General features: G+C 55.4%; 9 protein-coding genes. 6 read left to right on the top strand and 3 right to left on the bottom strand.

Annotation, left to right across the window (positions count from 1 at the left end):
- The first annotated feature begins 27 nt into the window (after nt 1-27).
- The 4 genes from LVJ83_RS00600 (at nt 28) to LVJ83_RS00615 (ending at nt 3,574) form a co-directional block, all read left to right on the top strand.
- Nucleotides 28-762: a proteasome-type protease gene (locus LVJ83_RS00600; protein ID WP_244785287.1), complete on the top strand. Its 735-nt coding sequence runs from the start codon at nt 28-30 to the stop codon at nt 760-762.
- 123 nt (nt 763-885) lie between these two features.
- Entirely contained in the window at nt 886-1,434 is a 549-nt protein-coding gene (gene orn / locus LVJ83_RS00605) for an oligoribonuclease (protein WP_244785290.1), read from the top strand.
- Between the two features lie 207 nt (nt 1,435-1,641).
- Nucleotides 1,642-2,508, top strand: a complete 867-nt coding sequence (rsgA, locus tag LVJ83_RS00610; protein ID WP_244785292.1) for a ribosome small subunit-dependent GTPase A — start codon at nt 1,642-1,644, stop codon at nt 2,506-2,508.
- A gap of 334 nt (nt 2,509-2,842) precedes the next feature.
- Nucleotides 2,843-3,574 (top strand): LytR/AlgR family response regulator transcription factor, encoded by a 732-nt coding sequence (locus LVJ83_RS00615; RefSeq protein WP_244785294.1) that lies wholly within the window; start codon nt 2,843-2,845, stop codon nt 3,572-3,574.
- 636 nt (nt 3,575-4,210) lie between these two features.
- On the opposite strand, the gene ftsY is transcribed toward LVJ83_RS00615, so the two are convergent.
- Nucleotides 4,211-5,551, bottom strand: coding sequence for a signal recognition particle-docking protein FtsY (gene ftsY, locus LVJ83_RS00620; protein WP_244785296.1), 1,341 nt, complete (start codon nt 5,549-5,551; stop codon nt 4,211-4,213).
- A 168-nt stretch (nt 5,552-5,719) separates the two neighbouring features.
- Here ftsY and LVJ83_RS00625 point away from each other — a divergent pair, with 168 nt between their 5' ends.
- Both LVJ83_RS00625 and LVJ83_RS00630 read left to right on the top strand, forming a co-directional pair.
- Nucleotides 5,720-7,063, top strand: coding sequence for a M16 family metallopeptidase (locus LVJ83_RS00625; protein ID WP_244785298.1), 1,344 nt, complete (start codon nt 5,720-5,722; stop codon nt 7,061-7,063).
- A gap of 240 nt (nt 7,064-7,303) precedes the next feature.
- Nucleotides 7,304-8,611: a M16 family metallopeptidase gene (locus LVJ83_RS00630; RefSeq protein ID WP_244785300.1), complete on the top strand. Its 1,308-nt coding sequence runs from the start codon at nt 7,304-7,306 to the stop codon at nt 8,609-8,611.
- Between the two features lie 343 nt (nt 8,612-8,954).
- Here LVJ83_RS00630 and LVJ83_RS00635 read toward each other — a convergent pair whose 3' ends face one another.
- Together LVJ83_RS00635 and LVJ83_RS00640 are read right to left on the bottom strand one after the other, a co-directional pair.
- On the bottom strand, nt 8,955-9,710 hold the full coding sequence (locus tag LVJ83_RS00635; RefSeq protein ID WP_244785302.1) for an ABC transporter permease: 756 nt from the start codon (nt 9,708-9,710) through the stop codon (nt 8,955-8,957).
- 330 nt (nt 9,711-10,040) lie between these two features.
- Nucleotides 10,041-10,937 (bottom strand): ABC transporter ATP-binding protein, encoded by an 897-nt coding sequence (locus LVJ83_RS00640; protein ID WP_244785304.1) that lies wholly within the window; start codon nt 10,935-10,937, stop codon nt 10,041-10,043.
- Nucleotides 10,938-10,945 lie beyond the last annotated feature (8 nt).

Here is a 10,945-nt window from a genome sequence, read left to right on the forward strand (position 1 = left end):
CCTTGAAATTTCCGTTCGGAGCCCACCATGACTTATTGCGTTGCCCTGTGTTTGCAAGACGGTATCGTATTCGCCGGCGACACCCGCACCAATGCCGGTATCGACCACGTGTCTACCTTCCGCAAAATGTATAAATTCGGCGTTGAAGGCGAGCGCAGCATGGTGTTGCTGACGGCCGGCAATCTGGCCACTTCACAAGCCGTGATTAATATGCTGTTTCGGGGTATACAGCAAGACAGCGAACGCAATCTGCACAATGTCGCCACCCTGTTTGATGCCGCCATGCTGGTGGGCGAACACGTCAGCAGCATCGCCCAAAGCGCGCAAACCCGCGCGCACACGCAGGAAGGCTTCGGCAGCAGCTTTCTGATCGGCGGCCAAATCCGCGGCCAGGTGCCCGAGCTTTATCAGGTTTATCAAGAAGGCAACTGCATCCGCGCCACCCGCGACACGCCGTATTTTCAAATCGGCGAGAGCAAATACGGCAAACCGATTCTCGACCGCGCCATCAACTACCACAGCAGCTTGGATGAAGCAGTACGCGCCGTGCTGGTGTCGTTTGATTCCACCATCCGCTCCAACCTTTCCGTGGGCTTTCCGATTGATTTGCTGGCATACCGCAACAACAGCTTCAACATGCCCGCAGGCATGCGCATCGATGAGAGCGACCCCTATCTGCACAATATCCGCGAGCAATGGTCCGACGGTTTGAAAAGCATCTTGCAATCGTTTGCCGAACCGCCCGAATATTATTTCAAATAAACACCGGTGAGCATATTGAGGCCGTCTGAAAACATTTTTTCAGACGGCCTCAAAGCAATGTGTGCAAGCAGCGGGATAACGTTATAATAGCCATTATTTTTATCTACTAGGCCGTCTGAAAACATGACTCCAAACGCAAACAACCTCTGCTGGCTCGATATGGAAATGACCGGGCTCGATCCCGAGCGCGACCGCATCATCGAAGTGGCGATGATTATCACCGATGCCGATTTAAACGTATTGGCGCAATCCGAAGTGTATGCCATCCACCAAAGCGACGAAATATTAAACGGCATGGACGAATGGAACACCGCCACCCACGGCCGCACCGGACTCACCGAGCGCGTGCGCCAATCGCAGCACAGCGAAGCCGAAGTCGAACAAAAACTGCTCGATTTTATGGCCGCCTGGATTCCCGAAAAAACCAGCCCCATGTGCGGCAACACCATCCATCAAGACCGCCGCTTTATGGTGCGCTACATGCCGCGTTTGGAAGCTTATTTCCACTACCGAAATCTCGATGTTTCCACCCTCAAAGAGCTCGCCCGCCGCTGGCATCCCGCCGTGGCCAAAGGCGTGGTTAAACGCGGTTCGCATCAGGCGCTCGACGATATCATGGAAAGTATCGAAGAAATGCGCTATTACCGCGCACACTTTATCAGACTGCCCTAGGGTATCCTGATGTGTTGTTTATGAGGGGATTTTTGCCCCTGAAAACGCATCTGCTGCGTTAAAAAGCCTCGCAAGATGTCCAATCTTGCTGCGTTTTTTGCCTTGCATCTGTACTTTTATCACAAAAAATCCGAATCATTCTGAATGGCCAGAACACCCTGAACAATTCGGGTACAATGCCTTTTTCAGACGGCCTCTATCCCCGCCATGACCGATACCGCCCAAATCATCACCAGCTACGGCCGCCGCTATATCGTGCGCACGCCCGACGGTCAAACCTTTGACGCCACCACCCGTAAAAAGCGGGTAGACTTTGCCTGCGGCGATCAGGTGCACATCACCCCGATCAACCGCGAACAAGTGGTTATCGAAGATTACCTGCCGCGCCAAAGCCTGCTTTACCGGCAAGACAGCTGGAAAACCAAACTGATTGCCGCCAACGTCAGCCAATTGCTGATTGTGCTGGCTGCCGTGCCCTCGCCCAGCGAAATGCTGCTGCAACGGGCATTGCTGGCGGCCGAAGCCGGTGATATCCGGGCGGTTATCGTATTAAACAAAGCCGATTTGCCCGAAACCGCCTCATGGCGCGGCAAACTGGCCTTTTACGAAGCTTTGGGCTATCCCGTGCTGGAAGTGAGCGCGCTGCAAAATGCCGAGTCGCTCAAGCCCGTTTTGCAGGGGCACACCAATATTTTTCTCGGCCAAAGCGGCATGGGCAAATCCACCCTGACCAACGCCTTGCTCGGCAACCAAACCGCACGGGTCGGTGAAATTTCCGCTGCCCTCGATTCCGGCCGCCACACCACCACCCACGCGCAGCTATACGATTTAAACGAAACCACCCGCCTGATCGATTCCCCCGGCCTGCAAGAATTCGGCCTGCACCACCTCAAAGCCGCCGATTTGCTGAATTATTTTCCCGACCTGCGCCATCTTGCCGGCCAATGCCGTTTTCACAATTGCAGCCACCGCGCCGAGCCCGGCTGCGCCGTCAAAGCCGCTGCCGCAACAGGAGAAGCCGCCGCTTCGCGGGTTGAATTTTTACAGCGCATCACCGATGAGCTGCTGCGCTGACGGATGGCTGCGCATCACCGCTTCCCGCCTGACCAAGCCATTCACAAACAAGCCGAATGCCTTGCTCCCGCCTGCCGGCGTTGCACAATAATGACACCTTATTAAATATACACCTGCCGCCGCTGCACCATTCTTCAAGCATAAAATGCACACTTGTTGACATAATATGCCGGCAAATGTTTTTTATTGCCATTAACGTCCAAATAAATTCCGCATGCTATGTGATTAAGGTGATGATATTGGAAAGCTGATGATATTTTTACGCGGATTAACATTGATATAAACAATTGTTCGGGATACGATACGGCTAATAACAAACAAAGATTGTCCGACTATGCTGAGTGCGATTATTGTTGAAGACGAAGTGTTGGCCGCCGAACGCCTGCGGGTGTTGCTGGAAGAATGCAATGTGGTGTTGCTCAAAACCTTCCACCACGCCCAGCCGGCGCTTGATTGGCTGAGCATGCACGAAACCGATATCGTGTTTGCCGATATCGGCCTGCCCGAAATCACCGGCCTGGAATTGGTAGAACGCATCAAACGGGTTGCCAAAAAACAGCCCGAAGTGATTTTTACCACCGCCTATGAAGAGCACGCGCTGCGCGCTTTCGAGCTGGCCGCTGCCGACTACCTGCTCAAACCAATTAAAATCTCACGCCTGCAAACCGCGCTGGCGCGGGTGAGAGAAAAAACCCGCGAAGATCTCGACGATTTCACCCATTTCAAAGTATTCAACCGCGACCGCATGGTAGAAGTGCCGTGGCAGCAGGCGCGCTATCTGTTGGCCGAACACAAAACCGTGTTTCTGTTTACCGGCGACGGCCAAAGCTACGAGCTGCCCAAAACGCTGGTGCACTGGGAAGAAATTCTGGGCGATAAAATCATCCGCGTCCACCGCAACTCGCTGGTGTTCCGCCACACGCTCGACTGCCTGATCCGCCTCGACAGCGGCGATGAAGACGAGGGCAACGCCACATGGGGTGCACGCGTGCTCGATGTAGACGACCCGCTGCCGGTCAGCCGGCGGCAGCTTTCTACTATCCGCAAAATTTTGCGCGACGGCTGAACGGGTTGCCGGATGATATGTTCCGACTCAAAACCCCTTAATGCCCTCACAAAAATAAGCTGACGGCGTTGCCAGCCTAAGTTCGAAGAGGGCTGATTTTGCTTACTTTTATGAATGGGCATAAGCTGAGGCCGTCTGAAACACCGGTTTCAGACGGCCTGAAATTTTGCAAAACAATCTCCCCAAACACCTCATCCCGCTTGGTGTATTTTTCCGACAACGTATTTGTATGATGCGCCGGCTTTCATAATAATCAGCACCCAATCTTTTGGCTTTGCCTGCCTCATCGAAGGGTGGCCATGAAGGCTTTAATCAATATGTTAACCAACATAATTGTTTCTGCATTTGGCTTCGCCTTTCTTTGTCATGCTGTTCGGTTTTATTCTTTTCTCCGCCTTATAAACAATCATTGCAGCAAGCGCAGCAACTGTATTTTTAACCCCGTCGCCAAAATACCCAAAACTTGTATCCGACAAATGGTTCGATATTCTTGTATGCCAATGATTGTGGCCGTCTGAAAAATGTCGGATTCAAGCATCTGACCGACAGGGTGTATAGTGCTGCCCACAAAAAACCTGTGTATACAAAGGCCGTCTGAAATCGTTGTTTCAGACGGCCTGAGTTGATTCAGCCTGCTCAATCAAACAAAGCATCCACAAACGCACGGGCGTCAAACGGGCGCAGGTCGTCGATTTTTTCGCCCACACCGATATAGCGCACGGGAATCGGGCGGCTGCTGGCCAGCGCGGCCAACACGCCGCCTTTAGCGGTGCCGTCGAGTTTGGTAACAATCAGGCCGGTGAGGCCGAGGGCGTCATCAAAGGCCACCACTTGATTGACGGCGTTTTGGCCGATATTGGCATCCAGCACCACAATAATTTCGTGCGGCGCGGCGCTCATTGATTTTTGCAGCACCCGCTTCACTTTTTTGATTTCTTCCATCAGATGCAGCTGGGTGGGCAGGCGGCCGGCGGTGTCGGCCAGCACGATATCGATACCGCGGGCTTTGGCGGCTTCCACCGCATCAAAACACACGGCGGCAGAATCGCCCGATGCCTGCGAAATCACGGTCACGCCGTTGCGGGCGCCCCATTCCTGCAACTGCTCGCGGGCGGCGGCGCGAAAGGTGTCGCCCGCAGCCAAAAGCACCGACTTGCCTTGCGACTGGAAATATTTGGCCAGCTTGCCGATAGAGGTGGTTTTGCCCGCGCCGTTGATGCCGGCCAGCATAATCACAAACGGCTCGCTGCTGTCGGGAACCACTAATGGCTGTTCCAACGGCTTAATCAGGTCGTAAATGGCATCTTTCAAGGCGCCGCGCAGCTCGTTGCCGTCTTGCAGGCCTTTGAGCGACACGCGTTTGCGCACGTCTTTCATCAGATAATCGGTGGCTTCGATGCCCATATCGCTGGTAATCAGCACGGTTTCGAGCTCTTCATACAAATCTTCATCGATTTTGCCGCCGCCGAATACGCCGGCCAGCGATTTGGCCATTTGATCGCGCGATTTGGTCAGGCCTTGCTTCAGGCGTGCCGCCCAACCCGGTTTGGCCGGCTCTTCGGCAACGGTTTCGGCAGCCGGCACCGGCGCGGCCACAGTGGCGATGCTGTCGGCCTGTTTGAAGCTGTCGGCCAAGGTGCCGGCGTGCAGGCCTTCCGCTTCTGGCACCACCGTGGTTTCCGGCTCAGACAACGGCACATGCACTTTTGCCACCGGTGCTTCGGGGTCGAGTTGTTCGGGCAGCTCGGCCGGCGGGGCCACCACATCAGCCACCAGCCGGCTGACCGGATGGGTATCGGCATCGGCGGCCACGGCTTCGCGCTCGGCTTCGTTTAATGCCGGCAGCGGGTTGTCCCCAACCGGTGCAGGGGGTGTTTGCGCGGATGGCGCCGCTTCGGGGGCAGCTTCGGTTTCAGCGGGCTGTTCGTGTCCGGCTTCGGGGGCGGGCTGTTTTTTGCGTTTGAAAAAGCTGAACATGCGGTTCCTTCAATACGGTGATGGGTTGGCTGTATTGTAGCTTATTTTATAAGGCTTGAGGCCGTCTGAAAGGCAGCATGTTTTCAGACGGCCAGGCAGATTGAAAGCTTGTTTATTCTATTGATAAGGCTTATCATTTGATATTTGTTTCATTTGCAAGGATCCGCCATGCTGCGCCGTTGTGCCCTGATGTTGTGTTTTGCCGCCCTGCCTGCGTGGGCGCAAACGCTTTCGCAAACCCTGCCCAACGGCATGAAGGTGATTATTCAAGAAGACCGCCGCGCGCCGGTGGCGGTGTCGCAGCTTTGGTATCAAGTGGGCAGCGTAGACGAGCAGCCGGGTAAAACCGGGCTGAGCCATGCGCTCGAACACATGATGTTCAAAGGCACGCCTGCGGTGCCGGCGGGCGAATTCAGCCGCCGTGTGGCCGCGCTGGGCGGGCAGTTTAATGCCTATACCAACCGCAATGAAACGGTGTATTTTGAAAACGTGGCGGCGGCCAACTTGCCCGAAGTGCTGAAAATGGAAGCCGACCGCATGGTCAACCTCAATTTCAGTGACCGCGATTTCAATAATGAGATGAGTGTGATTCGCGAAGAGCGCCGCCAGCGCACCGACGACAGCGCCGGCGGCAAACTTTGGGAACATGTGTTTCTCAACAGCTATCAAACCCCGTCGTTGCGCGCGCCGGTGATCGGCTATATGAATGATTTACACACGCTTAAGGGCGACGATCTGCGCCGGTGGTACCGCCAATGGTATGCGCCGAACAACGCTACGCTGGTGATTGTGGGCGATGTCGATGCCGACGCCACGCTGCAAACCGTCAACAACCTGTTCGGCACCATTGCAGCCAAACCGCTGCCCGAGCGCAATCTTTTAAATGAACCGGCAGCGCGCCAAGCGGTCAGTGCGCAAACCACATCGGCCGTTACCCGCCAGCCGCTGCTCTCGCTCAGCTACCGTGTGCCCAAGCTGGAAAAACTCAGCGACCGCATGCCGTATGCGCTGGATATTTTGTCGGACGTGCTCAGCGGCAACTCTTCCAGCCGCTTGGACGCCCGTTTGGTGCGCGGCAAACAGGTGGCGCTGGATATCGGTGCGAGCTACGATATGTTGAGCCGCGAGCTGCCGCTTTTCAACATTACCGCCATGCCTGCGGAAGGCGTGGATGTCGGCAGCCTGCAAACCGCCATTCAAACGGAAATCGCCGATATCGCCCGCAACGGCATCAGCCGGCAGGAGCTGGTGCGTGTGCGCAACCGCGCCGCCGCCGCTGAAATTTATGCCCGCGATTCGATTACTTCACGCGCTTCGCTGATGGGGCGGCTGGAAACCCGCGGCTACCGCCACACCGATGAAGCCGAATTGCGCCGCCGTCTGCAACAGGTCAGCGCCGCCGATGTGCAGGCTGCCGCCCGCCTGCTCACGCCCGAGCGCGAAACCGTGGTAACGGTTTACCCCGAACGCAGCCCCGGCAGCACCCCGGCCGTTACCGCCCCGTCGCACTAGGGTATCCTGATGTGTCGATTTACGGGTGTATTTTGCCCCTGAAAACGCATCTGCTGCGTTAAAAAGCCTCGCAAGATGCCCAATCTTGCTGCGTTTTTTGCCCGGCATCTGCATTTCCAGAAGCAAAAATCCCCTCATAAACAAATTGTCCGGACACCCTAGGGTGTTCTGACCATTATCCGAGGCCGTCTGAAACCGTGCCGACTGTTTCAGACGGCCTGATCAAGAAAGTTTGACAATATGCATTCATTTATCCGCAACTTCATCCTGCTCGCCGCCTGCTGTTTGCCGGCCGCCGCCCAAGCCATCGACATCCAGCGTTGGACCACCGCAGAAGGCACACAGGTTTTACTGGTCGAGCGCCCCGAAATCCCGATTGTCGACATGCGCATCAGCTTTAAAGGCGCAGGCAGTGCGTTTAACCCCGCCGGCAAAGGCGAAGTTTCTGATTTTACTGCCGCACTGTTAACCGACGGCACCGAAAAGCTTGATGAAGAAGCCTTTAATGCCCGCGCCAACGATATCGCCGCCAACATCGGCAGCAGCGGCAACGACGAAGGCGCATCCGCCGGCCTGCGCAGCCTCAGCAAAGCGGCCAATCTCAACGCCGCCGTCGGTTTGCTCAACCAATCGCTCACCCGGCCGCGCTTCGACCCCGCCGTGTTTGCCCGCCGCAAACAGCAAAGCATCACCGCGCTGCAACAAAACGAAACCGACCCCGGCTTTATCGCCGCGCGCGCACTCGCCCGCCTCAACTACCCCGACCACCCCTACGGCAGCGAAGCCCGCACCAGCATAGACAGCATTCGCGCCGTCACACTTGACGACATCCGCACCTTCCACCGCAATCATTATGCTAAAAGCAATGCCGTGGTATCGGTGGTAGGCGCTCTCAACAAACGCCAAACCGAAGCGCTGGTAAAAAAAGCGCTCGCCGGCCTGCCCGAGCAAAGCAGCGGGCGCGGCACCATCCCTGCCGTGCCTGCCCCGGTTGCGCAACAGCAAAACATGCCTTTTGCCGGGGAACAAGCGCAAATCCTGCTCGGCATGCCGCTGATTAAACGTAACGATCCCGATTATTACGCCCTCGTGGCCGGCAATTATATTCTCGGCGGCGGCGGCTTCGACAGCCGCCTGATGAAAACCCTGCGCGATACGCACGGCTACACTTACGGCGCATCCAGCAGCCTGGTGCCCTACACCGAAGCCGGCCCGCTGACTATTGCCTTTTCTACTCAAAAAACCAACAGCAAAGCCGCCCTGACCGCCGCGCAGCAAGTGTTGGCCGACTTTATCGCCCAAGGCCCCACCGAGGCCGAATTGCAGCAGGCCAAAGACAACATCATCGGCGCCTTTCCGCTGCGTTTCGACAGCAACGCCAAGCTGTTGGCCTGTTTGAATTTAATCGGTTTCTACAACCTGCCCGACGATTATCTCGAAGCCTACCCGAAAGCCATCGCCGCGCTCACAACCGAACAGGTCAAATCGACCTGGCAGCGGCGCGTCAACCCCCAAGCCATGAATATTGTGGTGGTGGGCGCAGAATAAGCCGCTCCGGCATCACAGGCCGTCTGAACGCAGCAGCATTTCAGACGGCCTGAATATTTTTAAAACAATCACATGATTATTGCACCATCAGCATTCGACTGATGCCATTCACACAAGCAAGCTGACAAAGTAAACCCTGCGCGTGCAAAGGCCGTCTGAAAAATATTTCAGACGGCCTTTGCGATTTATTTGAACCAAATTGAATCATATCGATAAAAAAGCGAATGTTTTTTCTGCAAGCGGCTAGGTGATGTGTCGTTTATGGAGGTTTTTTTGTTCCTGAAAATGCAGATGCAAGGCAAAAAATCTGAATAATTCTGAATGGTCAGGACACCTTAGAGTTTCAGGTGCGCAGTTTCCAACCTGATTTCAACACCGCCAATACCCCTGTGATCAAAACCACGGTAAAGCCGCCGGCCACGGTCAGGGAAAGCCACGGCGAGGTGTCGCTCACGCCGAAAAAGCCGTAGCGGAAGCCGTCTATCATGTAAAACACCGGGTTCAGATGGCTTAAGCCGCGCCAGAATTCGGGCAGGCTGTTAATCGAGTAAAACACCCCCGATAAAAACGTGAGCGGCATAATCAAAAAGTTTTGAAAGGCGGCGAGCTGGTCGAATTTTTCTGCCACGATGCCCGCCAGCAGCCCTAATGTGGCCATGATGGTGCAGCCGAGCAGGGCGAAAGCGGCAATCCACAAAACATTGTGCGGCAGCGGCAGGCCGAACCAGGCCGTGGCGGCCAGCACCCCCGCGCCTACCAGCAGCCCGCGCACCACGGCCGCGGCTACATAGGCGGAGAAAAAGGCGCTTACCGATAAGGGCGGCAGCAGAATAAACACCAGATTGCCGGTAATGCGCGACTGAATCAGGCTGGAAGAGGTGTTGGCAAAAGCATTTTGGGTCATGCTCATCATTGCCAGGCCGGGAATCAGAAAGGCGTTATAAGGCACATCGGGCAGGGCTTCCACCGATTTGCCCACGGCATGTGAAAAAATCAGCTGATACAGCAGCGCGGTAATCATCGGTGCGGCCAGCGTTTGAAAGCCGACCTTCCAAAAACGCAGGATTTCTTTTTTAAATAAGGTGTAAAAACCTGTCATGGCGGGTTCCTTTGGTGCGGTGTGCGGCCGCTTTGTTTAGGGTATGGTTTGCAGTAATACCCCCTTCATAAAAGTCATCGAAGCCGTATTCGTTGTTTGTATTGTCTTCGGCTCGCCGCCTGGTTTGCTGACTTTGATGAATGGGTATGAATGATTATTTCAGACGGCCTTATGCGACTGATTATGTGTTTATAAGAGACTTTTTTGCCCCTGAAAACGCATCTGCTGCGTTAAAAAGCCTCACAAGATGTCCAATCTTGCTGCGTTTTTTGCCTTGCATCTGCACTTTTATCACAAAAAATCTGAGTCATTCTGAATGGTCAGGATACCCTAGCGGTGCATCATCTGCACAAATACGTCTTCCAAATCGGTTTCCGGCAGCGACAAATGTTTGACTTTCACGCCGGCATATTTCAGGGTTTGCAACACAAAAGCCAGCTGTTCGTAATCGTCCAGCCTGAGCAGCACATTGCCGTCATCGGCGGCTTGCTGCCATTGACGCAGATTTTCGGGCAGTGCGCCGTCGAGCAGCAGCTCCACGCGCAAACCGGCTTCGGCATGCAGCAGGTGTTCGGTGGTATCCAGCGCCACCAGAGCGCCCTGCTTCATCATGGCGATGCGGCTGCACAGGCTTTGTGCTTCTTCCAGATAATGGGTGGTCAGCACGATGGTGTGGCCTTGGCGGTTGAGCGTTTCCACAAATGCCCACAGGCTTTGGCGCAGCTCCACATCCACGCCGGCAGTGGGCTCGTCGAGCACAATTACCGGCGGCCGGTGCACCAGCGCCTGCGCCACCATCACCCGCCGTTTCATGCCGCCGGAAAGGTTACGGGTGTTGGTGCCGGCTTTGTCGGCCAGGCCGAGGCTGACGATGATTTCGTCTATCCAGTCATCATTATTTTTGAGGCCGAAATAGCCCGATTGAAACTGCAAAGCTTCGCGCACGCTGAAAAAGGGGTCGAACACCAGCTCTTGCGGCACCACGCCCAGGCTCATGCGGGCGGCGTAGGCATCGTGCACCACATCGTGCCCCATCACTTGAATGTTGCCGGAAGTGAGGCGGCTCAAGCCGGCCATGGCGGAAATCAGCGTGGTTTTGCCGGCGCCGTTGGGGCCCAAAAGTGCAAAAAATTCACCTTGCTGCACATCAAAGCTCACGCCTTTGAGGGCGGTGAAGCCGTTGGCATAGGTTTTAACGGCATTTTGAATACGGAGGGCGGGGGTCATAAAGGGGT

Source organism: Uruburuella testudinis, assembly GCF_022870865.1.
In the GTDB taxonomy this organism is placed as follows: Bacteria; Pseudomonadota; Gammaproteobacteria; order Burkholderiales; family Neisseriaceae; genus Neisseria; species Neisseria testudinis.

Coding starts and splice junctions, on each gene's coding strand:
- rsgA (WP_244785292.1), top strand. CDS start 1,642: ATGACCGATACCGCCCAAATCATCACCAGCTACGGCCGCCGCTATATC.
- ftsY (WP_244785296.1), bottom strand. CDS start 5,551: ATGTTCAGCTTTTTCAAACGCAAAAAACAGCCCGCCCCCGAAGCCGGA.
- LVJ83_RS00615 (WP_244785294.1), top strand. CDS start 2,843: ATGCTGAGTGCGATTATTGTTGAAGACGAAGTGTTGGCCGCCGAACGC.
- LVJ83_RS00640 (WP_244785304.1), bottom strand. CDS start 10,937: ATGACCCCCGCCCTCCGTATTCAAAATGCCGTTAAAACCTATGCCAAC.
- LVJ83_RS00630 (WP_244785300.1), top strand. CDS start 7,304: ATGCATTCATTTATCCGCAACTTCATCCTGCTCGCCGCCTGCTGTTTG.
- LVJ83_RS00600 (WP_244785287.1), top strand. CDS start 28: ATGACTTATTGCGTTGCCCTGTGTTTGCAAGACGGTATCGTATTCGCC.
- orn (WP_244785290.1), top strand. CDS start 886: ATGACTCCAAACGCAAACAACCTCTGCTGGCTCGATATGGAAATGACC.
- LVJ83_RS00625 (WP_244785298.1), top strand. CDS start 5,720: ATGCTGCGCCGTTGTGCCCTGATGTTGTGTTTTGCCGCCCTGCCTGCG.
- LVJ83_RS00635 (WP_244785302.1), bottom strand. CDS start 9,710: ATGACAGGTTTTTACACCTTATTTAAAAAAGAAATCCTGCGTTTTTGG.